This window comes from Lysinibacillus sp. 10T31 (assembly GCF_056394365.1).
The window spans coordinates 1-26,272 of record NZ_JBFTHS010000011.1; the positions used below are offsets into that span (position 1 = coordinate 1).

Genomic DNA, 26,272 nt, shown 5'->3' on the forward strand with positions numbered 1-26,272 from the left:
TAAATCTGAAAGACTATTAATTTTAAATTCTGTCTCAATCTCTAGTCTCAATCTCTAGTTGAATATGCATACTAACACCTCGGTATTAGTATGAAATGAAAGAGCATTTTTGTACATCGTTATTCAAGCAGGAATGTACATATTTAAATTAGCATTTATACTTCTGCTTTATTAGTCAACTTTAAACTCAATAAATATTCATTTATAACTTTTCTTGTTAATATCGGGATATCTTCTCGAGTGCTTTCCCAGTATTTCTGTGTCACTTTTAGTCTTTTAACTCCTTTCAGGTTAATAAATTAGTATAGTTATTTACCAAATTTATATTTTTTAAACCTATAAATTAAAATGGGATAGTTATATAAAAGGAAAAGTTTAAATGTTCACTTGAAATATAATCTATAGGCATATCTATATTTATGCTTAAAATACAAAACAAAATTTAAAAACTTCTATTAGAAAAGGCAACTTAAGACTTTTTAGCATTACAAAACTGAGCTATTGATGGAACAATTTTAAAAGCATTCTCATGAGATAAAATAAAAATAGGTCTAATCTTTAAGAGGCGGTGTTCTTCAATTTCAATAGTGGAAGATGAGATTGTGGAAAAATTTGAAGATTAACAAGTAATTGAATTTGTTGATGAAATAGACGAGAATTATTGAAATGGGTTTTCATTTCTATAAACTCTACATTGAAAACTAAAGCCTCTAATTTAAATAGACGAACTACATATGTCGAATCTCAAAATTTTTTCGCTTATTATTTCCATTCAATCCTATTCCACATTAACTTCTTATACTAGAAAAAGCCCCCTCTCTGCCATAGAAATGGGGCTTGAATTCATTTATCTACAAGTCAGTATATAGTATGTTCAAAGACTAGGAATTGGGGATCCATGGTACTTAATTATTCTAGTAAAAGAAAAAAGTCCTGTAAAGATTACTCTCTACAGGACTTTTTTAAATTCATATTCTATTTAATAGAATTGAGAAATCAAATAACTAAAAATTAGTTACCAACTGTTACTGTAACAGTTGTATTAGCTGCAGCTGTATCAGCTGTAAATACAACATCAGCGCCTGTATTAGTTACAGCCCAACCTGCAAGATCAGTTGCAAATGCATCTTTGATTTTAGATGCAACTACAGCTGCAGTATCATCAGCAGCAACCTTTACAGTTTTAACAACATCTTTACCATTAGCAGTAAATGTTACTTTAATATCTCCAGCATAATTTGCAGGTCCAACAGTTAATGTTTCAACTTGCTTTGTTCCAGTAGTTGCTTGAACTGCAGGAGCTCCAACAGTTGTTGATGCTGCAACTGTTTTACCAGCTACAGAATCAGTTGTAGCAGTTAATACTGCTGCATCTTCTTTACCTACTTTTTCAGTGAAAGTTAATTTTCCAGCTAAATCATCAGCTACTGTATACTTTGCATTTAAAGTAGCATTAGAAGCAACTAGTGCAGCAACTTCTGTTGCAGTGGCAACAGGAGTTCCACCAGTAACAAGAGGTAAATCAATACCATCAATTGTTACTTTTTCACCTGCAAGAAATGCATTAGTAAATGTTACTGTATCAACACCTGCTACAGCTGTTTTTGCTTCAGTTGGAGCAACACCTTGAGCTGTGTTTTTTTGTGTACCAGTAACATTAGCATTAGCAGTAGCTTTAGCTAATGCAGAGTCACCAGTTGATTTTGTAAGTGTATTTTTAGCAACTGATTTATCAACTACATATTTAGCTGATTCTTTCACAGATACTTTATAATATGTGTCTACTTTACGAGCATCTGTAAGTGTAATTTCAAGTTTATTTCCGTTTACAGCAACATCGTATTGACCAATAGGATCTAATTCTTTATTGTCACTTGCACGTGTAATTAGGAAATCACCATCGATCATATCTTGGTGTGTTTTAGGATCTGCATTCAATTGAAGTGTTTCTGAATATGTGATTGTAATTTTGTTACCTTCTACAGCGTAAACACCTTTATCAGTAATTTCTGGTTTTACAGAATCTAATAAGTTAGTTTTTGTAGAATTTACAGTAATGTAATCAGTACCTTCTGGAGTGTTTCCAGCAAGTGTTACAAGTTTAGCAAAATCAACTTTTAAATTTAAATCAGCAGCAGAAGTTCCAAGAACACCATCTTTGAACTTAACTTTTACAGTTGAAGTACCGTCAATTTCTACATCCTTAACTTGTTCTACACCGGCAATTTCGTAAGAGAATGCTCCTGCAGAAGCAGATTTAACACCTGCGTTTAATTTAACTTTAACTGTATTTTTATCAACTAACTCAGCTTTCATTCCAGGATAATCTTTGTTGTTGATATCAGCTAAAGATAAAGCAGTTGATTTATCTAATTTAATGATATTTTTTCCAGAAACTGTAGTATCTGCAAATTCTTTTAATAAGTTACCTGCAACATCTTTTACTCCAAGTACTTGTAATTCTGATACATTAGCTTTACCTGAACCAGCATTTACTAAATCAACAGTTTTTCCATCAAGTGTTTCTGCGAATGTAATAACTACAGTAGTACCATCTTGCATTACTGAAATATCAGCTAAATCTGATGATAAAGTTTGTAATTTACCGTCAACTTTCACAAGATAATTTGAATAATCAACTAAAGTATCAACATTCATTTTCTTGTTGAATGTAAGAACTACACGGCGTTCTTTTGTATTAACAACAGTTGAGTCAAATTCAGGAGCGTCTTTGTCGCCTCTTACAATTTTATCACTGTAATCAAGCATTGTGTTTTGAAGCTTAGTAGCATCTTTAAGGTTTTTAATTGTAAGTTTATTTTCACCTGTAGAAAGATCTGCATATAAGTTGATGATTACAGTTTTAGAATCATTCGGGTCTAATTTTGCATTTTGAACTGAAACAACTTTACCGTCTTTATTTAATACAGTATAGTTTTTCACTTCTTTAACACTATCTTCGTTCATTGCTTTAGAGAATGTTACTTTAATAACGCGTGCATCTGTTACAGTTACTTTTTTCACTTCTGGGCGAGTTTGATCAATCTCAGGAGTTACAGTAACTTTTGTATCTTTTGCAATTTGGTTATCAGAGAAGTCTTTAACGCCTTCTACATGAATGTCTACTTTACCTGTTGGAAGAGTTTTATCTTCTTTAAAGAAGAATTTGTATTTGTTATCAGCAATTGCTTCAAATTCATGAGCTTCTTTCTTAGAATCTCCAGACTTCCAATAAACGTTAGAAGCTTTGATTGTTTCAGCATCAACATCTTCAGAGAATGTTAAAGTAACAGATTCTAAAGTTGCAGTTGCTTCAGTTACTGTTGGAGCTTCTTTATCTTCTACAACTTTGAAGTCGTGAGTTGAAGTTAATGAAACGAAATCAGCATAATCTTTAACACCAGTAGCAGTTATTTTATGATCACCAACTGAAAGAGCAGTTGAACTGAATGGAGTTAAGATAACAGAACGATCGTTAGCACCCATAGTAATTTTACCGAAGAAAGCTTTACCATCTAAAGTAAAGTTAGATTGTTGTAAACCTTTAACTGGCTCACTGAATTCAAGCTTCACTGATTTTGTTCCTAAAGATTTAACTGCTGTAACTTCTGGTAATTTGTTATCAACTGCTGTAAATTCAACGTTTTTCACATTGATTACTTTATCGCCAGCTTTTACATTTGAAATGCTAATTGCATCAGCTTTGTTATTTGCAAGAGTTCCTACAACTGTAACAGTTGCTGTTTTCTTGTCATCAGATAACTTAACAGATTTAACTGCTTTACCTGATTTTAAAGTGTAGTTTGAAGCTTCTTCAGCTGTTTCTTTATCAACAGTACCGTCGAATTCAACTACTACTTCTTTAAGGTTAGTTGCAGATACAGATTTAACAGCAGTAGCTGTAGTTACAACGTAAGTAACTTTTGCTTTGTATTCTACATCTTTGATTTTGAAAGTAACTTCAGTTTCTTTGTTAGGCTCTAAAGCTTTTTCTAAAGTAACAGTTTCTTTAGTACCATCTGATAAAGTTACGTTTAAAGTTTTAGCGTCAACTACTTCAACTTTGTCAACTTTTACAGTTTCATCTGCAAGCTCAAGAGCACGAGAGAATACTACTGCGAATTCTTGACGAGTGATTGAAGCATTTGGGTTTAGGTTTGTTTTACCATTTACTTCAGTACCTTTGATAATGCCGTTTGAAACAGCGATTTCTAGGTAAGATTTAGCCCATGGTTTAACAGTTGAAGCGTCAGCGAAATCTTTAAGATCTGCTTCACCTTCTAATTCGAAAGCTTCTACAAGAATTTTAGCTGCTTCTGAACGAGTTAATTGTTTGTTTGGTGCGAATTCAGTTGCACTTACACCTTCAAAAATTCCGTATTCTACAGTTGCTGCGATAGCATCATAGTACCAAGCGTCTTTTTTAACGTCTTTGAAATCTACAGAACCTTCTGCTTCTAATTCTAACGCGCCTGCGAAGATTTTAGCTGCTTCTGCACGAGTAATTGTGTTAGTTGGGTTGAAGTTTCCTTTTTCATCCCCTGTGATTACTCCAGCGTCAACTAGAGCTTGAACTGCTTCTTTAGCGTAAGGTGCTACTTTGTCGAAGTCCTTGATTGTTGATGTTGCAGCTGATGCTACAGGAACGATTGCTGATGCTACAAGTGCAGCTGTTGCTGATGCCGCGAAAAACTTACGGCCTTTGTTTTGCTTTGCCATTATTGTATTCCTCCCTAACATTTCCTTAAAATTGGTATTATCCTAACGAAAACTATAGTACTGCTTAACCTAAATGTATGTATTATAGCTTCCTTGAATAATAAAAAAACCTACAAGCAAATTTTTTAGTAAAATTCACTAGAAAAAGAGTATTAGAATACCATTCTAGTCAATTTATTCACTTTCCACAATAATATAACACTATCTTTCTCTAAATTCAAGCATTATGACATAAATTTAGATATAGAAGGTTTTTTTACCGGGTATATTATGGTATCCACTATACCCCAATATTTTTACCTTATTCAGGTTGGTAACATATAGAACCATTTCCTATTATACCTGACTCTCAGCATTATCCAAGCATTTTCTGGAATAGATACGAAATTGTCAAATTTTAAAGACTTCCGTAAATGATTAGTCACAATTGTAAAGAAACAGAAATATATAACGTGATTTCCAAAGCAGGAATGTTTTTTCCTTCATTATTATTACTGTAAAAACGAATCTGTTCCCATGTTGTAACAATAGATTGCCTATTTTTATGCTAAACTTTTGATAGTTTGATAGGAACTTATCAACTATTGAAAGGAGCATAAAGAATGAAAAGTAAATTCTCTATTTTCGGGGCCATGCTTATTGCAATGTTATATTTAGCACCTACAAATGTAGCAGCAAAAGATATATCTAAGCACTGGGCCTACTATGAAATGAACTATCTTATTACCCACGATTTAATGAAAGGTGATGATTCAGGTAATTATCGTCCGAATGATTCTGTCACTCGTGCTGAATTCACCGCATTTCTAGTAAGAGCACTTGACTTACCGGAAGTATCTACGAAACCTAACTTCTCGGATGTACGTGAAGGAGATTGGTATTACGATGTCATAAAGCAAGCCAGCTACTATCAATTAGTCAAAGGCGATGATAAAGGAAAGTTTAATCCAAAGGCTAACATTGATCGTCAGCAAATGGCTTCCATGCTAAAAAGAGCTCTCGATTACCAAAACATTAAGACGACCGCTTCCCCTCTTAAGTTTAATGACAATGCTAGTATCGCTAAATGGGCCTATGCCGATGTACAAGAAGTCGTGTCGTTAGGGCTGATTGTTGGTAAGCCGAACAATACATTTGCGCCACTTGCCCAAGCAACACGTGCAGAGTCAGCTACTGTCCTCTATAGATTGATACATTTAGATACACCTGAAGTTGGTGGCAAGCAATATACCACTACCAACTACTCACAGGACTTCACGGCAGTGGTGGATAAACAGGCAAAGAATAATCCAAAAGTAGATGGTGCTGGCGTTTTCACAGCTAGCGAGGCACTAGTGTCATACTATGTACACCCTAAAAGTTTTATGCAGGATAGTCCGTCCTATTATCAATTTTTAAAATTATCGACGGCTGTTACTAATCTAAATGCAAAAGTGATCAACGAAAAAGCTCTCTATAATAAAGGAAGCTTAACTGGTACAGCAGACGCCTTTATTCAGGCAGGTGTTGATCATAATGTGAATGCCATCTATTTGTTATCACATGCATTGCATGAAACAGGCAATGGAGCTTCAGCATTAGCAAATGGTATTGAAGTTGGTCTCGATAAGGACGGTAAAGCCGTAATGGTAACGACTGAAAATCGAGATAGCCTGACCGCTATTAAGAAAACTTACAATGTATATGGCATTGGGGCCATTGATGCAAATGCCAATAAATATGGTGCTGAACGTGCGTATACAAATGGATGGTTCACAATCAATGATGCTATTATTGGTGGGGCACAATTTGTGAAAGATCAATATATTAGTAAAGGGCAGGACACATTGTATAAAATGCGTTGGAATCCTGATAACCCAACAGTCCATCAGTATGCAACTCATGTCATGTGGGCAGTGCTCCAAGCGCAAAAGATTTATGATATGTATGAATTAACTGGTGCTAATACAACGACTAACTTAGTATTTGACGTACCTGTCTATCAAAAACAGACTTCCCCTACTTCATTGCCTACTCCTGCAAAGCAATATGCGGTAGATACAGCTTTAGCTGGGGCAACTGGACAGGCTACGGTTGACGATCTAAATATGAGAACTTATCCGAATACAGCGGATGCTTCTTCCATCATCACGAAATTACCAAAGGATACATCGTTCACTGTGCTCGGTGAAAATGGCGGTTGGTACAAAGTTAAGGTGAATGGACAAGAGGGTTGGCTATTTAAAGATTATGTAAATCTGAAAAATGGATTGCAGATTGTCGATATGAACATCACGCTTAACGTAAGAAGTGAGCCTTCTACTACATCATCCATTTTAGGTACTGTAAAACCAAAGAGCTTTATCATCGGTGTTGTAGATGACAAAGGTGAATTTGTGAAAAATGGTAACTGGTATAAGGTTATCTTTAATGGCAAAACTGGATGGGTTTTTGGTGATTATATTGTAAATAATGAATCCCTTGATTCAAAATAGATTTTTAAAATAGGAGAGTGCGAATCATTTTAATTCGCACTCTTTCTTTATGTCCACGAAAAACTCAAATTTCCCCATGTTGATACGCTTATTCCCCTATATGCTATATATAATAGAAGAAACTCAATTTTTCAGGCTTTTGTTCTCATATCACTTTATTCTTTTTACCGTATTTTGGTAGGTAACGGTAATAAATTGATCACTGTAAAATTGAAAATGCAATTTGCGTTTCCACTCCCCTTCTTCTTCACAATTCACCCAATATCATTGTCCTGATGGCAATGTCAAACCATCACCGAAAATTTCCTGTCAATATTGCTTTTGTGGTATTATAGATTGCAGATCAATTATGCATCGGCATAATTGCGTCCGGAATCGACTTTGTGCCTGCACAAAGAACTCCTTTCCGATTCCGTGACATCCGCCGGAGGCTTTCACTTCTTTCAGAGGGTGTCCAAACACCCGCTGAAAGAAGTGAAAAAGGAAATAAAGAAAGGTTTGAACACTATATGAAGCATGTAACGATTATGGGCGTACCCTTTTTACATAGTAATCAGCAAGAGTTTGTTGATATACTCGTCAATCGTATTGAACATGAAGAAAAAACATTCGTCATTACAGCAAATCCTGAAGTCGTGATGCAGGCCAATGAAAATCCTACTGTCATGAATTATCTGAAGAAAGCTACTTATATCTGTGCAGATGGTATTGGCGTTGTGAAAGCTGCGCAAATACTTGGTGATCCGCTTCCTGAGCGTGTCACTGGTTACGACACGATGGTACGACTTTTGGAAGTGGGCAATACAAAGCGCTTTAAAATCTTTCTGTTAGGCGCGCAAAATGAAACGCTCGAAAAGACTGTACAAAATATCAATCAAACATATCCAAACGTTGACATAGTAGGCTATCATGATGGATTTTTTGATTGGAACAAGAATGATATTGCGAATGAAATCGCTGCATTAAAGCCTGACCTTGTATTTGTTGCATTAGGTGTGCCAAGACAAGAAAAATGGATTACTGAAAATCTGGATCAATTTAGCAAAGGTGTATTTATAGGTGTTGGTGGTTCTTTTGATGTAATTGCAGGAACAGTCAAACGTGCTCCAATGATCTGGCAAAAATTAAATCTCGAATGGCTCTACCGACTACTTCGTCAGCCAAGTCGTTTTGGAAGAATGCTTGTCCTTCCTCGATTTGCTTTAAAAGTTTTCGCATTAAAATTTAAAGGTCAGGGAGCACCAAAATGAGTCAGTCAACATTTGTCAAAAGCACACTTGTCCTAACAATTGCCACGTTGCTTTCTAAAGTCATTGGTAGTCTTTTCCGAATACCACTACAAAATATAGCCGGCGATGAGGTACTTGGTATATTCAGTTTAGTGTATCCAGTCTATATGGTGGCACTCTATTTATCGGTTGCTGGAATTCCTATTGCCATTTCGAAGCTTATTGCGGAGGCCAATGCAAAAAAAGACACAGATAAAGTGAAGAAAATTTATGTCACGGCAAGCATCCTAGCGCTATGCTTTGGCGTCTTATGTTTTGCAATCATTTATGGCTTTTCAACTGAAATCGCAAATGCTTTAGGGGGCCCGTCGACAGAAATTGCGTTAATTGTTGTTGCTCTTACATTGCTCGTTGCTCCTTATATGGCTGTCTATCGAGGATTTTTCCAAGGCTATGGAGATATGCGTCCGACTGCGATCTCTCAGGTAATTGAACAGTTAGTGCGTGTTGCTCTAATTTTAATTGTTGCCTATTTCCTAGTTGCTATGGATTATTCCAATGATATAGTCGCTGGGGGTGTTATGGCAGGCTCTGTAATTGGGGCTGTTGTATCCCTCTTCTATTTACGCTTGAAATATTTCCGCTCATCTGTAAAAGTGACCAGCAAGGAGAAATATACAGTTAACGATTTCTCATCCTGGGGTAAGACAATTTTAAAAATATCGATTCCGATTGCCATCGGTTCTGTCACAATGGCACTATTTAACTTTGTTGACTCCTTTACAGTAACGTATGGCTTAAGAAGTGCTGGAGCTGACTCAAGTGAAATTAGTTTCCTTTATGGGATTTATGGTCGAGGATTAACGCTTGTTCAAATTACAACTGTTTTTGCTTCCTCTATCATATTACCGCTCGTTCCACTTATTACGACAAAAATAGCAGAACGTAAATTAGATGAAACGCGTGGGATTATTGAGCAAACACACCGTATTACACATCTTATTTCTTGGCCAGCTGCTTTAGGGTTACTAGCATTAACCTTACCTTTAAACCTTGCTCTTTTCACAGACTTAGAGGGAAGCTTAATGTTAGCGATTATTAACCTTAGCTCTGTATTTACATCTTTGACACTACTTGGTACAGGGATTTTACAAGGGATGAATGCTGCAAAAACAGGAGCCATCATCATTATTAGTGGTGTTGTACTAAAGATATTTTCAAACATCTTCTTTATCCAAGCCTTCGGATTAGATGGGGCTGCATATGCAACATTATTTGTTTATTTTGTTTTATTTATTGTAAATTCTATTTTTATTTATCGTGCAATTCGCTTCACTGTATTTGGGAAAGATACCATCAAAATCATCCTATCTTCTCTTCTAATGGGAGCTACAGTCGGATTACCTACACTATGGTTTGATATTGAGAAGTGGTCAAGAATGTGGGCAACAGGTTATCTAGCTGTCGCAATTGTAATTGGATGTGTTATTTATTTCCTATTATTATGGCTAATGAAAGCCATTAATAAACAAGATTTAAAGAAAATCCCGATTATCGGAAAAAGGTTTTCATAAATAAGAGAGGTAGAAAATTTATGTCGAAACAGAAATGGCTTTGGGGAATCGTGGTCCTCTTGCTCATCATATCTTCACCTGGAATCATGATGAGATGGAGTGCTGAGAAATCGAATGATTCCTATGAAATGGTTATTCCATATGATGAAATTCAAATAGTAAATAAGGAAAGCGATTTAACAATGGATAAAATCCTTTCCACTTTAAAAGATGCGGGGCTTACAACAGTTAGCCTTGAGCCTTTAACATTGAAGGAAATGGAACATCAAAGCCTGATTTCCATTTACGATCAAAATGAATTAGCGGCACAACTACGTTTCACACCTTATAAAGGTGCTGTTGATGTCAATAAGAGTGGATACTATATTAGTATTCCTGAAAATGCAAGCTATCAACAGCTCATTAAGGACAGCATTCAGCCAGAAGAAGTACAAATAGGAGATGAGTCTTTCTATTTTCTTCCGAATTCAAACCATCGTTATGATTTAAAAACACCAATTGGCTACGATAAACTTGCAATGGATATGATCAACAAGCACGATCTGTCCCTCATCTTTAAAGTAGAAAACGCAGACAATAAAGTGGCCAACGAAAATATCGTTAAACAATTGCTTGAATTAAAAGATACCTCTGCAGGCCGTTTACTTGGTTCTGGGACTGAGGTAATCGGATTTGGACAGAATTCAGGTAATGCAATGATTGAAAAGCTAAGTAATGCAGGCTATTATTTCTACACAATTGAAAGTAATCCCCTTAAGGGTGAAGACAAGATTGCCAAAAATACAGATTATAATATGATTCGCTTGCACAGCATCAACGTAAACAGAGAGACAAAGTTAACCCTTAATGCAAGCATTGATCGTACAACACGCGCAGTGAAAGAGCGAAATATTCGATCTATCTTCTATCATATTAAAACAAAAGGTAATGCTGAGAAAAATTTGAAGGAAACAGTTAATTATTTAACGGATGTTCAAAAACAGATGCCAAATCATTTCAAGTCTGGCACTCCAGAACTGTTTGATGTTGTTGCAGTACCAACATGGGTAACGGCACTTGTCTTATTAGCAGGTATCGTATTTACTTACCTTATCTCAGAACTAGTGAAATGGATGCCTCTTCGTATAACAGCAGTTGTATTTATGAGTGCTCTAGCCATTGCATACTTCCTTCTGAAAAGTACTATTTTCTTACAAGCATTCGCGTTAATTATTGCAGTTATGGCCCCAACGTATGCAGTTATTAAAGCAGCTAAGGGCTCTACTCATATCGCTTCGATATTACTACAATATCTGAAAGCAGTAGGTATTAGCGTCATTGGTATCGTTATTGTCATTGGGTTATTAAACGGCAATGCATTTATGACAGGCTTTGAAGCATTTAAAGGCGTTAAGCTTGTTTATGTTGTTCCAATCGCAGGCGTATTATTATTTGTGATGCTAGAACTCAACCGTCTAGTTGATAAAGATCTAAAGAAAACACTTTCAAATACCGTTACATTATTAAATAGAGATTTAAAATATTGGCATGTTTTACTGCTAATTGTCGTTGCAGGAATAGGATTATTCTATATCAGTCGAACTGGTAATTCTGGTTCTGTTAGTAATGCAGAATTGGCATTTAGACAATGGCTTGAGAATATACTATATGTTCGACCAAGAACTAAGGAATTTTTAATTGGTTTCCCATTCTTTGTTTTAGGGTTATATGTAATGGGCATTAATCGTAAATGGGGCAGTATCCTTCTAGTACCAGGCGTTATTGGATTCTTGTCTATCGTTAATACCTTTACACATTTACACATCCCTGTTGCTGTGTCGGCATTACGTACACTTTATAGCGTTTCACTTGGTTTTGTCGTAGGACTAGTGTTTATCTTAATTTTCAAGATAGGTTACCGTTTTATTTCTAAAGCAATCGCGAGGTGGTCGTAATGCATGTTGTATTGTCTGGCTACTACGGATTCGATAATGTTGGCGATGATGCGATTCTGCTTTCCATTATCCAAGCTTTAAGAAAATGTCAAAGCGATATAGACATTACCGTATTATCGAATAATCCAGCGGCCACTGAAAAAACATACGGTGTTAAGGCCGTGAATCGTTGGAAAATGAACGAAATCAGACAAGTACTAAAAACAGCAGATGGACTCATTAGTGGTGGCGGTAGCCTCATGCAAGACCAAACAGGAATGAAGACGATTCCTTACTATGCGGGCGTTATTCAAATAGCAAAATGGTTAAAAAAACCTGTATTTGTTTACGCCCAAGGTATGGGTCCAATCAATCATCCTTTAAGTAAATGGATTGTCCGCAAAGCTTTTAATAAGGTAGAAAAAATAACGGTAAGAGATAAAGCCTCACAGTCTCTTTTAACAGAGATTGGTGTCAAAAACGAAGCTTTAATAGTGCCGGATCCAGTTATCGGCCTTAACGGTAGCACCTTCCATACTAACTGGCTAGCAGATGAGTCTTTATCAGCAAAGTCTTATATTGCTATAAGTGTTCGTGACTGGCCATCAACAGTAGATTACAAGCAAAAAATAGCGGACAGTCTCGATCGATTAGTACGTCATGGTGAACAGATTGTCTTCTTGCCGATGCATGGTGAGCATGATGCAAAGTCTTCACAAGAAGTAGCAGCACTTATGCAGGAAAAGAGTATGATCGCCCCTGCTGATTTATCGATCGAAGAAAAAATTGCGGTGATTGGTCAGTCTAAATTGCTAATTGGTATGAGATTACATTCATTAATTTTCTCAGCCATCTACTCTACCCCATTTATTGCGATTTCTTATGATCCGAAAATCGATGCATTTGCTGAAATTGTAGATCAACCAATAATTGGACATGTTGAAGTGGATGATTGGAACGGGACTTTATTGTTTGAACAATCTATAAAAGTCATTGAACAATTAACGACCGTCCAAGAAAATATGCGTCACAAAGTCCAAGCGTTTCAAGATGCAGCAGAGACGACAGCAAAATTAGCATTAGAGACTTTCACAAAGAAATAGTTAATCAATTATGCCTCGGCATAATTGCGTCCGGAGGCTTTAACTTCTTTCAGTTGGTGTTTGAACGCCAGCTGAAAGAAGTTTAAATAAAAATGATGAATTTCAATAAAAATTGAAATTCATCATTTTTTTTGTGGGTCTAATAAATTTAAAATGGATTGTGCCTGCTGCATATGCATGGCAAGAACATATTGACTTGCTTGCATTAGAATTTGGGCCTTCACCATATTCATCATTTCTTTGGCGATATCGGCATCACGAATGCGAGATTCAGCATCTTGTAAGTTTTCTGCCGTGTTTACGTTCGCGTTATAAGCATGCTCTAGGCGATTTTGGTAGGCACCTAGTCTTGAGCGCTCAGTTGATACACGCTTTAAAGCATCGTCCATTGTGGAAATCGCTTTGTTGGCATCTTCGCGAGTTGCGATGGATGTCTTATCGTCCAGGCCAAGTGCTCCAGCACCCATATCGCCAATAAACAGCTCGATGCTTTGACCTGCATTGGCACCTGCCTGAATTTTAATACCATTTGTAGCATAATCCCCATTTAGCAATGTTTTTGTATTAAACTCAGTATCCTTCGAGATGCGTTGAATTTCTTTTTTTAATTCCTGATATTCCAAATCGAGTTTCTCCCGATCACTATCTGTTAAAGTATCATTGCTCGCCTGGACTGCGAGCTCACGCATGCGCTGAATCATATCATGTACTTCATTTAGTGCTCCCTCAGCTGTTTGAACAAGTGAAATACCGTCCTGGATATTCTTCGCACCCATGTTCAAACCGCGAATTTGCGCACGCATTTTCTCGGAAATCGCAAGTCCCGCTGGATCATCCGCTGCACTATTAATGCGGTAGCCTGAAGAAATTCGAAGCATTGCCTTGCTCATTGCACCGTAATGTTTATTCATATTATTTAAAATGGACATCCCCGTTGCTGACCAATTTCCAAGCATCATTTCACCACCCCCCTATTGTTATGTATATCGGTCTATGTTAAATTTATTTAAACTGTTTTTGGTAATGTATTCTAATTTAGTAGGTTCTATACAGCAATAATCATTAATTTATTTTCATAACCTAGACTTTAGAACGAGCAATATATAAAAGCACCCGCTTTTCACATATGAAAAGTAGGTGCTTAATTGCAATACCTTGTATTCAATTTTCGAAACCTCCGAGTTGATGGTTCTTTTGTTGTAGTAGTTCAAAAAAGAGATCTTTATTATGATCTAGTAATGCCTGGTCGATTAAATAATCAATGTTTTTTTGCTCCAATTCTGTAATGAGCTGATCTACTTCGCCAACAGTCACTGAAGATACAAGTGGTAACTGAGGCTTTGGAGTAGCGCTTTCAAGAATCGGTGCTAGATGTTCATGAACGTTTGTAATTAATAATAATTGATATAATGGCAGTCGAATAAAACGATTCCCTTTCTGGAAAACAAATACCTCAGATATATTTTCAATTTGCTGTGTATTCAAGTTAATAATCATCTCTTTACCTTCGATAGGAATGAAATGGAAAATCTCATTCTCTTTTAAAATAGAGAAATATTGATAAGCAAACACGAGACGTAGTTTGTCTCCCGTGATTTTTGTGTAAAATGGCTTCATATATTGAACTTGCATCATCCTTATCCCTCCCTATTTATCTGATTATTCAGATTTTAACACAAATTAATTATCTTGTTAACTATCTTCTCCTTGATTTTTTTATTTCAAATCATTCAGCTTATCATGTACGCATTTTAATCGTATAATGGAAGGACAGTCTTTTTTCATTCATACTTACACATGCCCACTAGCTATATATTTTGAAAGGAGTGAGGTTATGGCATTGTCTATTGCCCAATTAGCTAAGGAACATCAAGAATTTATCCTTGCCAAATTACAGGAAGCTGAACAGGCGTTACATCCTTCCTCTTCTGAAGACGAAGAGCTAGTGCGTCGTGCCGTTTTTTCGGTACGGAATAAATCCGTTGTCTTTGAACGTTTTAATGGAGCAAGTTCTACATTATATGCAAGCGTACAGGATGTCAGACCTGCTACTGTAGAAATTGATTTTGCCAAAGAGGAGCTACGCTGTAACTGTCCACAGCTGAAATGGTGTAGACATCAGGTTGGCACATTGCTTGCTCTTTATCAGTATTTTGATTCGGTGCAAAATTGGTCAAGTGCTTGGCGCGCTCAAAAATCAGTGCAATTAAAATCATTAGCAGATGAACGAAGTCCAGAAAGCTGGCAATTGATGGTCAATGAAGTAATGAAACGTTTATTACCACCTGGGCGTATTCTAGAAGGGTATGGCCTCTCTGCTATACGGACAGATGCAATGGAGCGACTTCAACGGCATATGCCATTCGAGCGTGAGTGGCAGCCACTTTATAAGCTTTTTATAGAGCTATCGATCTTTAATACAATATGGCGTCATTTAAATGAGACAAAAGGACATTCGTTGGATTCTCCTTATATGAAATATTTTATTGATCAAAGTGTTCAATCATTCGAAAGTATACTGACAGAGCTAACGGGTCGATCACGACTTTTTGCCACTGATCCATTTTATGATGCGATTCAGGAATTAGTTCGGGAGCTTTTATTGGAACGACAAGGATTATTTGCTGATCGACTACAAATATATATGTTACTTTGGGCAGTACTTTTTTATGAAAAGCCGCGTCGTGTCCAGGAATTAGCACTTATAAATAACCTTGAGAATCCTTCACCTGAAATTTCCTTGGAGTCATTAAAATTGCTATTTTATGTGCTACTACAAAAAGAAAGTTTAATACAGGAAAGCATTGCACATATTGATGAACAACATATGCAGGACCTATTTGAGCTGGCTACTTTTGCAAAACGTGCTGGTGAATCACAGGCACAATCAATTATTTTACGTGCGATGCTACCATTTACCGAAGTCTTTTTGCAGCAAACAGTGCCAGTTGTAAAACGTGCTCAATATGTAAGACAATTTCAGCTATTATACGAAGACATACCGCTTACGGAAGAACAGGAAGCTACATTATATAGTGCATTTGGTGTTTATGGGCTTCAACCGTTTTCGTTCTTTCTTATTAAAAAAGGACGTTATCGTGAATGGGCAGCCCTCCATCAGTTAAATCTCTCCTCCCTTTCTTATTTAGAAATGTGTGGATTGAAAGATGTGCTTCAGGTTGCACCTGCAACAGTATTGCCCTTATATCATCTATATGCCATGACTGAAATTACACAAAAATCACGTATGAACTATAAGCAGGCTGTACGAATTTGGAAAAGTATGCGCAGTGCAGCAAAGCGTGCTGGTAAAACTGCTTATTTTGAAACATATATGCAAACAATTCGTGCAGAGTATAAACGACTTCGTGCATTACAGGAAGAAATTGAGAAAGGAAACTTAGTATGATGACTATAAATGCTCCTTCCCCGTTTTCAAAAAAACTACAGCTTCGTATTCAGGCAGCACAGGAAGGATATTTTACGTTACAGGGAATTACTGCTGATGGTGCAGCAATGGAAGCAGACTCACTCATTTCTTCATTATTTTTTAACTATGAAGCGAATGTCTATGGTTTATTAACCAATCGTTCAGAACGTACGATTGACGTTTCAACCTCTGAGCTCCTTGATATTTTTTCACAGCGCTATCTCCATCCTTTTATTGCATGGCAAGGTGCGAACGCAGAAAGTCAGGTGTGGCTAGAAAAAGCGTCTGCTCTACAAACGTATTGGCAGGAGCCCTCGCTCTGGTCACACGCAGTAATTGCAGATGATTTTTCAGCACTAACATTCCCTATAGAAGGTGAAGATACAGCTTTATTAGAAACGGCAGTGCAGCAAAAACTAGCTCAAGCAGGTCTTGTACTGTCTGATTTACCAAAGCTAATGCCATTTTTCTTGCGTGGTGGTTGGCCATTGGAGCAAGAACGACAGGCAGGTGCTGTTACTGTCTCCCTACGCTTAGGTGAGCCTGAGGAAGATTCAGATGTTTGGCTTTTAGAAACAGTACTTAGCACGGCTACAGCCAAAAACTACTGGACACCTGCTATGCGAAAGCAGTCACTTCCAATCGCTGACGCTCTACCGGTAAAATGGCAAATGTATGCTGAAGCTATTGAACAACAACAAGGACAAATTGTAGATCTTCTTTCTATTGAAGATGTACGTAACGATATTTTCATCCGTATTATGCTTGACGATTTACAAATTCGAACATTTTTACGTGAGGATTTAGCAAGATTACAAGCACTCGGCTTTGACGTTGTATTACCTGCTTGGCTTAAAGATTTAAAACAATCAAAAATGCGTGTTCGTGTAAGTACTGGCAATGTAGCGACAAAGAAAGTTGCTGGACTAGATGATATTTTAACGTTCAAATGGCAGTTTTCTATGAATGGACAGTCCATTTCACCTGAGCAATTTAAAAAGCTTGTAGAGGAGAAACGTGAATTCATTCGTATTGGTACAGAATGGTTTAGAGTCGATGCAAACTGGATGCAAGAAATGCGTGCATTAATGCAGCAAGCCGAAGATGAAAGCTGGACCGTTCGTGAATTGCTATTCCGTGAGCTACCAGAGGATTTATCCTTACCTCTCGAAGAAGAAGATGCTGATGATGCAATGCGCGATGACCCGATTTTTGCATTTGAACTGCAAAAATCGCTTAAATCCTATATGGAACAGCTTTCTGAGAAAAAAGGACTTCCTACTGTACCGGTTCCTACATCTTTGCAGGCAGAATTACGTCCTTATCAGCACGAGGGCTTTGAATGGCTTGTCTTCATGCGTGAACAAAGTTTTGGTGCGTGTCTTGCCGATGATATGGGTCTTGGTAAAACAGTTCAGCTTATTTCTTATTTGCTTCATCTTTATGAAACAACTGGGGATACAAAGCCATCCATCATTATTTGCCCTACGTCAGTACTAGGCAACTGGCAAAAGGAAATCGCTCGTTTTGCTCCTTCCTTGAGTGTGCATACGCATTATCAGGCAAATCGAGCAAAAGAAGATGCTTTTAAACAGCTTGTAGGAAGAGAAAAACCACATGTGATTTTATCTACCTATGGCACGGTATCACAGGATGCTGAGTTTTTACAGGAAGTAGAATGGGCAACAGTTGTACTAGATGAAGCTCAAAATATTAAAAATATGCAAACGCTACAATCTAGGGCTATTCGTAAATTACAAGGTACGCATCATATTGCTTTAACGGGTACACCAGTGGAAAACCGTTTATCAGAGCTATGGGCAATTTTTGACTTTATCCATAAAGGCTATTTAGGTAGCTTCGGTCGCTTTAATGAAGAATTTATTTTACCGATAGAACGAGATGAGTCTGAGTCACATAAACAGAAGCTACGTGCAAAAATTCAACCATTTTTGCTTCGTCGTACAAAGCGTGATCCACACTTACAGCTTAACTTACCAGATAAACAAGAGTCTCATGAGTACTGTCCATTAACAACTGAGCAAGCATCTCTATACGAAGGATATATATTAGAGACACTCGATCAGCTGGACCAATTAACAGGCTTTCAGAAAAAGGGACGCGTCTTAAAGATGCTCAGTAAGTTAAAGCAATTATGTAATCATCCTGCCTTATATTTAAAAGAACCTTTCGAGGATGCCGAATCAATGCTCACTCGTTCTACGAAATTAGAACGTCTTGTGCAAATGGCTACAGAAATCGTGGACAACGGCGAGCAGTGCCTCATTTTCACACAATATATTGGAATGGGGCAATTACTACAGCATTGTTTTAGTGAACTATATAATATTGATGCACCGTTCTTAACAGGTGCAATGCCTAAGCAGCAGCGTGACCGCTTAGTAGAGACTTTTCAGGCAGGAGATTTCCCAATATTTATCCTTTCCTTAAAAGCGGGTGGAACAGGGCTCAATTTAACAGCGGCAAATCATGTATTACACGCAGATCGCTGGTGGAATCCTGCCGTTGAAAATCAAGCGACTGACCGTGCATATCGAATTGGCCAAACACAATTTGTGCAAGTGCATAAGTTTGTTACAATTGGTACTATCGAAGAGAAAATCGATAAAATGCTAGCCCAAAAATCTGCATTATCAGAAGAACTAATTCAATCAAGCCAGTGGTTAACTGAGTTAGAAGATGACGAACTTCGTGATTTAATGACGCTCGATTTTTAAAAATGAGTAAATGCGCCAAGAGCACAATGTTCTTGGCGCTCTTTTATTTCAGTGGATATTACTGTTACTTCTTCCCCTACTTACTTCATATTTATATTTAGTTGTGTTATAAATGCTCATTGCTGTGCGGTCTTCAGCAATGAACTTCGTTATGAAATGTAGACATCATTCCTTTCTAAATTGATTACGGCGCAAGTAATAGAAGGAAAATGGCGGATCAGACAACTTGTCCCTTGCCCCGTATGTAACAATAAGAGCTGCTATATTACCGGCAATTGTACTTCTGCCTTAGGTAGCACAAAATCCTTTAAGCCTTCCTGCTCATCTGGTGGCTTTGGAGGCACAATTGCCCCATCGCTATCCCTTGGCTTAAGCCGATAAAATCGGACATCTTCTACGACTATTTCTGTTATAAAAACCTTTGTGCTTTCTTCATTTAAAAACGATCTTGATTGAATACGACCGTTCACCCCAATTAATGAGCCTTTTCCGCAATATTTGACGATATGCTCTGCAAGCCTTCCCCATACTGTACAGAGAATAAAGTCAGCCTCCACTTCCCCACGACTGTTTTTGTAATTGCGATTAATGGCTAGAGTAAAATGTGCTTGCACACGATTTCCAGATAAGTGTCGTAACACTGGATCCTTTGTTAACCTTCCGACCAGTCCGACTTGGTTCATTGATTCACCTCCTTTGCGTTTGATTGCTCTCATCTTACAAAAATTAATCCACCGTTGGCAAAAGTCGATTTCTATCATTTCCCTTAGTTTTCAATCATAAATTTGGTATATTGAGGCTTTTACTTTTCATTTATTTTAAATTTTTTTGGGCCGAATGCTTTTCGCTGTAATAGCAAATGCTAATTGTTGAAATATACAATTTCGCTGTTTTTGCAGATTTATCGCAGCGACAGCGACATGTTTTGTCTGTGCGAAGCGAAGCGATAGCAACATGTTTTGTCTGTGCGTAAGCGAAGCGAAAGCGAAGCGAAAGCGAAGCGAAAGCGAAGCGAAAGCGAAGCGAAAGCGAAGCGAAAGCGAAGCGAAAGCGAAGCGAAAGCGAAGCGAAAGCGAAGCGAAAGCGAAGCGAAGCGAAAGCGAAGCGAAAGCGAAGCGAAAGCGAAAGCGAAGCGAAAGCGAAGCGAAAGCAAAGCGAAAGCGAAAGCGATGCGAAGCGACAGCAACAACAAGATGTTGGTCACTCGGTCGTAGCCACAGGACGTGGCGTTCTTAGACTGAGTTTCTCTATTTCAGCGAATGCTTGGACACCTGTTGAAAAATGACTTAAAACGGCATTTATCTCACCACTTATAGCGGTGAGAAACTTCTGTACCTGGCGCTTTGCTTTCGCTACTAAAACACTTGCTGAATGAAGTTAAACAGGGCTAATTGAATATGTTATACTAAAAAGGATGACCGACTTAGGAGGATACTACATAATGAAAACATTTAAGATGCTTTCCTTTGACCTTGTCACAAAAGACGGCATGCAACCTTTCCCTTTAGTCGATGGTATTATCATTAACCAGGAAAACAGCCATCAATCTTGGATTCTCGAACTGTTTATGGACCGGCAATATCGTTCAACTTTTGATGAACTTTTAGCGAATGCTACTGTCTTTAATGTACGTGCAGTTATTTCATTTCCAGATAATGAGCCCGCTCCTTTTCAGGTTGTCGTACATACAGTTCAAGAGATTGGCGAGCACATCTCTGTTCTTTTAAAAGGGATGCTAAAGACAAAACGCTCGAAATATGCCGAGCAATTACTAGCCGAATTACTAGCTGAGGGAGTTACGTTAGATAAGCTATTGGACCGCTTCTCACACGGTATGAAAGAACGACCAAAACTCAAAAATGATTGAACTCGATTTAACGATGCAAAAATTTGCATCGTTATTTTTTTATTGGACAGATAGAGATTTTAAGGTAAAATACGATGTGAAAATTATAGGAGGTAACTACACTTGAATATTGCTATTAGGGAAAAGCCTGTAAAATTATTGTGGCTTGAGGCTTTAAAAAGGCGTTTGTTCGAAGAGGATCCTGATTTTAGCTATTATAATGAGCAATTCCGAAGATTTGATGCTGGCTTTGCTGGTGAAAGGAGAGTTGACCGTGAATGGCTTGAATTAGTATGTCCCTATACTTTTTTAGTGTTACATAATTTAATTCTGATGAATTCAGCTCAGCATTCACATCAACTCGATACGCTTTTCATTTGCAGTAATTTTATGCTAGTTGTTGAAATAAAAAATATTAACGGACGTCTTGATTTTGACGATATTACTCATCAATGTATTCGAACGAAACCAGATGGAACTGTCGAAGGATTTCCCAATGCAATTACACAGACCCAACGGCATATGCAATTTCTTAAAGTTATTTACCAAAACTATTCTCTCCCCATTGAGGGTGCGGTTATCATCGCTAACCCCTCTGCTATCATTGCAAGTCATCCAAATACAATTCCAATTTTCCATGTTTCAGGACTTCAAAAACATCTTCATTCCCTTTTTAAAAAATATACACAAACCATTTTAAGCGATGAACAGCTAACTCAAATTGCTCAACTACTTCTTAGTAGACAACAGCCATCGAAAATTCCGGTTGCTATTGATTCATCACGATTTCGCCAAGGCGTGCTTTGTCCGAAATGGCGAGTATTCCTTCTCTCCAGCGAGTATTTGCTTCTCTTCCGCGAGTATTCACTTATCGCCGCGGGTATTCCTTTCTCTTCGCGAGTATTCACTTCTCTTCCGCGAGTATTTCCTTCTCTTCCGCGAGTATTCACTTCTCTTCCGCGAGTATTCACTCCTCTTCCGCGAGTATTCACTTATCTTCCGCGAGTATTCCTTCTATCCCCGGGTATTCCTTTCTCTTCCGCGAGTATTCCTTCCTCTTCCGCGAGTATTCCTTCCTCTTCCGCGAGTATTCCTTCCTCTTCCGCGAGTATTCCTTCCTCTTCCGCGAGTATTCCTTCCTCTTCCGCGAGTATTCCTTTCTCTCTCTCGAGTATTCCTTCCTCTTCCGCGAGTATTCCTTCCTCTTCCGCGAGTATTCCTTCCTCTTCCGCGAGTATTCACTCCTCTTCCGCGAGTATTCACTCCTCTTCCGCGAGTATTCCTTCCTCTCCCGCGAGTATTCCTTCCCCTCCCGCGAGTATTCACTCCTCTCCCGCGAGTATTCCTTCCTCTCCCGCGAGTATTCACTTCTCTTCCAGCTCGTGCATTTCCCCCTCACGAATTGAAAAAAGAGTGCTTCCATATTGGAAACACTCTTTTTTATATTATCGCGTTACTTTCTCTTCGACGACCTTTTCTTTAACAACGCCGTTTGCATTTGGTACGTTGTTATAGCCATTTGTACCATTTAAATCAGCATTTGTTCCTGGCGTCGTAGTTCCTGGTACTGTCGTTGTACCTGGTGTTGTAGTTCTTGGTGTAGTTGTTGTACCTGGTGTAGTTGTACCTGGTGCTGCAGCTTCAGGAAGAACAGTGTTACGGTTAACACCATTTACGTCACGATTGTAAACGTCATTTCTTCTAGTCGGCTCTACAACATCTTCTACTTTCTCAACACCTCGGTTAACGTCGTGTTTAACGTTCTCCACTGGTCTTGTTTCAACAGCTTTGTTACCCCAGTTACAACCTCCAAGGAATAAAGCAGCAAGAATAATTGCCAAAAATGACATTCTCCACATAGAAAAAACCTCCTTTCTCGGTTCTATGTCAACAAATACAATGTGTGTATTTGTGATCCTACATAGATTGCCCGGGAAAGGAGGGAACTATCCGATTTTTGTACAAACTATTTTTGTTTTTCTTTTAACAATTGTTCAATGTATGCTGCTTCTGCTTTACAGTCATAACTATAATTTGTACCTAACTCTTTTTGTAAGGCCTCGATTGTTTCAAATTGTTTAGCTGTTGGTTCTTCATTTAAAATTTTTGCAATTACTTCATCGATTTTCTGCGCCATCTCTTCATGGAATTCAGTACTCATCAAAACATCTGCTGGGATTTTTTCGATCCATGCGGCATTTTCTTTAAAATAAGTTTGCCAGCTAGCAATGAAGTCTTCCATAGAAAAACGCTCCTCTTTCCAATCAATACCTGCTAAGTATGATTCAAAAGATGTTGAAATCGAACGCGTAATGCTAATTTTAACACCTGAAGACAATTCCTTATACATCTATATAATCCTCCTACGTTTTAAAAACAAAACTACATGTATTAATTCACAATCACATATAACGCCATTTGTATTTTTATAAAACATCGTGATTTCTTTAACTGCACTACCTATAGATAAACTATTAAAAGATTAGCAGTATAAGACAATATTCGATATAATTATTTTAAATCTTTTAGCCTATAATTGCAAATTACACTTGTTTTGGTTGTGCAGGTCCAATGGCAAATAGAATATCCGCTTCACACACTAGTTCTCCATCGACTGTTGCCACACCGTGGCCTTTACCCATTACTCCACGTAGTTTCACGAACTCTACCTCTAATCGAAGTTGATCTCCCGGCACTACTTGGCGCTTGAAACGGCAATTATCAATACCCGTCAAGAAAGCTAGACGACCTTTGAATTCATCTGCGTTTAATAATGCTACACCACCGACTTGAGCTAGCGCCTCTACAATTAAAACCCCAGGCATTACTGGATAGCCAGGAAAATGCCCATTAAAAAAGTCCTCGTTCATAGAGACATTTTTTAAACCAACTGCACGCTTACCTTCTTCTAATTCAACGATACGATCAACGAATAAAAAAGGATAACGATGCGGTAAAATTGCTTGAATTTGTTCTGCTGTTAACATTTCTTTTCCCCCTTAATATCAATTTCGCCTTGGCGTAATTGCCGCTGCCGCTTTGCTTTCGCGCAGATAAACAATGCGACCGGATTTTGAATTGTGCACGCATAATTCAAAATCTGTGACATCCGCCGGAGGCTATATTTTTATTCAGTGGATGTCCAACACCTACTGAATGAAGATATTTTATGTAAACACAAAGCATGGTAAAGAATAAAATTATTCTTTACCATTCATAATATCAAATATATGCTGCCATGTTTCTGGTTTGAAAACGTCCATGGCTTTACCTTGTCCAATTACACTATAGCCAAACATTGCACCTACAACTGCGGCAATAACAACTAAGATGATAATAAGTACAACGCGTAGCCAAATCGGAATCAGCCGTATTTGCACCCATCGAACCTCTCGTTGCTCTCCATTTGAGCCTTGTTCCTTCTCTTCTGGTGGCGTATCGGTTTCTTTTGTTTGCATAGAACCTCGACTTGAATCGTTTGTCATAGATTGTACTCCTCTTCATTACTTACTAAACAGTAATATCGGATTTACTATCGAATACCATTAATGAGCCCAAGCATTTGGTCTGCTAAAGTTACAGCTCTTGCATTGAATTGATAAGAACGCTGCGTCTGAATTAAATCCGTCATTTCCTTTGAAAGATCTACATTCGACATTTCTAGCGAACCGCTCTGCATACCAATTTGCTGACGATTTGCTCCTCGTAATTCAGTGACAACATCAGCTTGATTATATCCTAGCTGAGCCAGGTTATTCGGCAATCCAACGTAGGATCCAGAAATGTCCTCCATAAGCTGTGGCTTTTGGAACTCTGTCACCCCTACATTAGTACGTCTAATCTCTCCATTTGGATATAACGCTTCTAATACGCCCCCATCACGGATCGCAAAACTTTTTACATTATCCGGTAATGTAATAGCTTGTCCATTTTCATTTGCCAATGGATATCCATCTGCAGTTACAACCATTACTGTTCCATTATTTAATGGTGATAAATAAAAGTCACCTTGACGAGTATACACTGTTTTTGCGCCATTTTCACCATCTGGCATTAAAATATTGAAATATTGTTTTGGTTTTGTAAAAGCTAAATCAAGGTCTCGATTTGTTGTTTGTAGAGAGCCTTGCTTGTGATTAGATTGGATTTGTCCAAGCATTGCGCCTGAACCATATCGGATGCCAACAGGTGATTGTCGAGCAGCACGATCTTGCTTGTCATTGTTATATTGCTGATAAAGCAATTCATTAAATGTAGCCTCTTTTGATTTAAAGCCCTGTGTATTGCTATTGGCAATGTTATTACTAATTGTATCTAGTCTATTTTGTAATTGCCCCATTGTGTTTGTTGCAGTCATCATGGTACGTAGCATGTTCAAACGCCTCCAGTTCGCCTATTATACTTTTCCGATTTCATTGGCAGCCTTTTCCATGCTGCGATCATAAGCCTGTAACACTTTTTGGTTAGCTTCGAAAGCGCGATATGCTGTCATTAAATCAGTCATTGTACGACTAGAGTCTACGTTTGAGCCCTCTAGATAATTTTGACGCAGTGTAAAGGCTACGCCATTGGCACCGTAAGCTGTCGGTAAGTTCTCACCGTTTTCAGTTCGAATTAAACCATTATCCTGCTTACTTAGCATGTTCGGATTTGCTGAAAATGATACTCCAACACGAGCTACTTGCTGATTATTAACATATATTGCCCCATTCTCATCTAGGCGGAAATCATCATTCGGTAGCTGGATGCGTTGTCCTCTGTCTGATAGCACATACAGTCCCTGTGGATTTACTAAATAGCCTTGACCATCTAAAGTAAAATTCCCGTTGCGTGTATATGCTTCGCCACCATCTGGATGTGCTAAACGGAAGAAAATAGATCCAGAAGTACCATCTTCATTTTGCGGTAAGTTTCCATCGATCAAAGCCATATCTGTCGTGAAATCAGTGCTATAGATTTGGCCTTGTATGTAATTTGGTAATGTCTCTTGCATATAAATCCCTGTATTTAATGCGCCAACTTGACTCATATATTGAGAGCCTGCTTGCTCCTTAGCAGATGCATTTGTTTTTCCTACACTTGACATGAGCATGTCGGGAAAAGAGCGAATTGTTGATTGGTCTGCTTTAAATCCAGGTGTATTCGCATTTGATAAATTATTGGTTAGTAATTCTGTTCGTCTTTGCTGTGCAATCATACCAGTTGCAACTGTATAAAACCCTTTGAACAAAGGAATCACCTCATTA

21 protein-coding genes and 1 pseudogene are annotated in these 26,272 nt (G+C 37.8%); 10 read left to right on the forward strand and 12 right to left on the reverse strand.

Annotated elements, in window-relative coordinates; all coding sequences use genetic code 11:
- Positions 1 to 1,011 precede the first annotated feature (1,011 nt).
- A complete protein-coding gene (locus AC1DCY_RS08310) occupies positions 1,012 to 4,719 on the reverse strand; it encodes an S-layer homology domain-containing protein (RefSeq protein ID WP_477349132.1) in 3,708 nt (1,235 codons plus the stop codon).
- Positions 4,720 to 5,321: 602 nt separating this feature from the next.
- On the opposite strand from AC1DCY_RS08310, the gene AC1DCY_RS08315 reads away from it, so the two are divergent.
- From AC1DCY_RS08315 to csaB, 5 genes are all read left to right on the forward strand, one after another.
- Positions 5,322 to 7,193 carry an S-layer homology domain-containing protein gene (locus AC1DCY_RS08315; RefSeq protein ID WP_477349134.1) on the forward strand — a complete coding sequence of 624 codons (1,872 nt, stop codon included), beginning with the start codon at positions 5,322 to 5,324 and terminating at the stop codon, positions 7,191 to 7,193.
- A 527-nt stretch (positions 7,194 to 7,720) separates the two neighbouring features.
- Complete coding sequence (locus tag AC1DCY_RS08320; protein WP_477349272.1) at positions 7,721 to 8,443, forward strand: WecB/TagA/CpsF family glycosyltransferase; 723 nt, start codon at positions 7,721 to 7,723, stop codon at positions 8,441 to 8,443.
- Positions 8,440 to 9,996, forward strand: coding sequence for a putative polysaccharide biosynthesis protein (locus tag AC1DCY_RS08325; protein WP_477349136.1), 1,557 nt, complete (start codon positions 8,440 to 8,442; stop codon positions 9,994 to 9,996). The genes AC1DCY_RS08320 and AC1DCY_RS08325 overlap by 4 nt, the downstream gene beginning before the upstream one ends.
- A gap of 20 nt (positions 9,997 to 10,016) precedes the next feature.
- Positions 10,017 to 11,930, forward strand: a complete 1,914-nt coding sequence (locus AC1DCY_RS08330) for a DUF5693 family protein (RefSeq protein ID WP_477349137.1) — start codon at positions 10,017 to 10,019, stop codon at positions 11,928 to 11,930.
- Complete coding sequence (gene csaB / locus AC1DCY_RS08335) at positions 11,930 to 13,012, forward strand: polysaccharide pyruvyl transferase CsaB (RefSeq protein WP_477349139.1); 1,083 nt, start codon at positions 11,930 to 11,932, stop codon at positions 13,010 to 13,012. The genes AC1DCY_RS08330 and csaB overlap by 1 nt, the downstream gene beginning before the upstream one ends.
- A gap of 122 nt (positions 13,013 to 13,134) precedes the next feature.
- Here the strand turns inward: csaB and AC1DCY_RS08340 are convergent, their stop codons facing one another.
- Together AC1DCY_RS08340 and AC1DCY_RS08345 are read right to left on the reverse strand one after the other, a co-directional pair.
- Entirely contained in the window at positions 13,135 to 13,968 is an 834-nt protein-coding gene (locus tag AC1DCY_RS08340) for a flagellin N-terminal helical domain-containing protein (protein ID WP_477349273.1), read from the reverse strand.
- A 205-nt stretch (positions 13,969 to 14,173) separates the two neighbouring features.
- Positions 14,174 to 14,647: a transcriptional regulator gene (locus AC1DCY_RS08345; RefSeq protein WP_268636099.1), complete on the reverse strand. Its 474-nt coding sequence runs from the start codon at positions 14,645 to 14,647 to the stop codon at positions 14,174 to 14,176.
- A gap of 199 nt (positions 14,648 to 14,846) precedes the next feature.
- Here AC1DCY_RS08345 and AC1DCY_RS08350 point away from each other — a divergent pair, with 199 nt between their 5' ends.
- Both AC1DCY_RS08350 and AC1DCY_RS08355 read left to right on the forward strand, forming a co-directional pair.
- Positions 14,847 to 16,421 (forward strand): hypothetical protein, encoded by a 1,575-nt coding sequence (locus tag AC1DCY_RS08350; protein WP_477349141.1) that lies wholly within the window; start codon positions 14,847 to 14,849, stop codon positions 16,419 to 16,421.
- Entirely contained in the window at positions 16,418 to 19,180 is a 2,763-nt protein-coding gene (locus AC1DCY_RS08355; RefSeq protein WP_477349142.1) for a DEAD/DEAH box helicase, read from the forward strand. Before AC1DCY_RS08350 ends, AC1DCY_RS08355 begins: the two co-directional genes overlap by 4 nt.
- 260 nt (positions 19,181 to 19,440) lie before the next feature.
- Here the strand turns inward: AC1DCY_RS08355 and AC1DCY_RS08360 are convergent, their stop codons facing one another.
- Positions 19,441 to 19,863 carry a single-stranded DNA-binding protein gene (locus AC1DCY_RS08360; RefSeq protein ID WP_477349144.1) on the reverse strand — a complete coding sequence of 141 codons (423 nt, stop codon included), beginning with the start codon at positions 19,861 to 19,863 and terminating at the stop codon, positions 19,441 to 19,443.
- Positions 19,864 to 20,134: 271 nt separating this feature from the next.
- Here AC1DCY_RS08360 and AC1DCY_RS08365 point away from each other — a divergent pair, with 271 nt between their 5' ends.
- From AC1DCY_RS08365 to AC1DCY_RS08375, 3 genes and pseudogenes are all read left to right on the forward strand, one after another.
- On the forward strand, positions 20,135 to 20,416 hold the full coding sequence (locus tag AC1DCY_RS08365) for a hypothetical protein (RefSeq protein WP_477349146.1): 282 nt from the start codon (positions 20,135 to 20,137) through the stop codon (positions 20,414 to 20,416).
- Between the two features lie 205 nt (positions 20,417 to 20,621).
- Positions 20,622 to 21,047, forward strand: coding sequence for a YwpF family protein (locus AC1DCY_RS08370; RefSeq protein ID WP_477349148.1), 426 nt, complete (start codon positions 20,622 to 20,624; stop codon positions 21,045 to 21,047).
- 165 nt (positions 21,048 to 21,212) lie between these two features.
- Positions 21,213 to 21,599 (forward strand): annotated as a pseudogene (locus AC1DCY_RS08375) (nuclease-related domain-containing protein); the annotation flags it as partial.
- Between the two features lie 152 nt (positions 21,600 to 21,751).
- Here the strand turns inward: AC1DCY_RS08375 and AC1DCY_RS08380 are convergent.
- The 8 genes from AC1DCY_RS08380 to AC1DCY_RS08415 form a co-directional block, all read right to left on the reverse strand.
- On the reverse strand, positions 21,752 to 22,018 hold the full coding sequence (locus AC1DCY_RS08380; RefSeq protein ID WP_477349277.1) for a hypothetical protein: 267 nt from the start codon (positions 22,016 to 22,018) through the stop codon (positions 21,752 to 21,754).
- Positions 22,015 to 22,449 carry a hypothetical protein gene (locus tag AC1DCY_RS08385; RefSeq protein WP_477349279.1) on the reverse strand — a complete coding sequence of 145 codons (435 nt, stop codon included), beginning with the start codon at positions 22,447 to 22,449 and terminating at the stop codon, positions 22,015 to 22,017. The genes AC1DCY_RS08380 and AC1DCY_RS08385 overlap by 4 nt, the downstream gene beginning before the upstream one ends.
- A gap of 22 nt (positions 22,450 to 22,471) precedes the next feature.
- The gene (locus AC1DCY_RS08390; protein ID WP_477349150.1) at positions 22,472 to 22,885 is read right to left on the reverse strand and encodes a hypothetical protein; all 414 of its coding nucleotides are present in this window, start codon (positions 22,883 to 22,885) and stop codon (positions 22,472 to 22,474) included.
- 107 nt (positions 22,886 to 22,992) lie between these two features.
- A complete protein-coding gene (locus AC1DCY_RS08395) occupies positions 22,993 to 23,376 on the reverse strand; it encodes a hypothetical protein (RefSeq protein ID WP_477349152.1) in 384 nt (127 codons plus the stop codon).
- A 193-nt stretch (positions 23,377 to 23,569) separates the two neighbouring features.
- Positions 23,570 to 24,013 (reverse strand): 3-hydroxyacyl-ACP dehydratase FabZ, encoded by a 444-nt coding sequence (gene fabZ, locus AC1DCY_RS08400; RefSeq protein WP_323648661.1) that lies wholly within the window; start codon positions 24,011 to 24,013, stop codon positions 23,570 to 23,572.
- Positions 24,014 to 24,226: 213 nt separating this feature from the next.
- Entirely contained in the window at positions 24,227 to 24,511 is a 285-nt protein-coding gene (locus tag AC1DCY_RS08405) for a DNA-directed RNA polymerase subunit beta (protein ID WP_477349154.1), read from the reverse strand.
- 47 nt (positions 24,512 to 24,558) lie between these two features.
- A complete protein-coding gene (locus AC1DCY_RS08410; protein ID WP_477349156.1) occupies positions 24,559 to 25,398 on the reverse strand; it encodes a flagellar hook-basal body protein in 840 nt (279 codons plus the stop codon).
- 24 nt (positions 25,399 to 25,422) lie between these two features.
- Positions 25,423 to 26,256 (reverse strand): flagellar hook-basal body protein, encoded by an 834-nt coding sequence (locus AC1DCY_RS08415; RefSeq protein WP_477349158.1) that lies wholly within the window; start codon positions 26,254 to 26,256, stop codon positions 25,423 to 25,425.
- Positions 26,257 to 26,272: the final 16 nt, after the last annotated feature.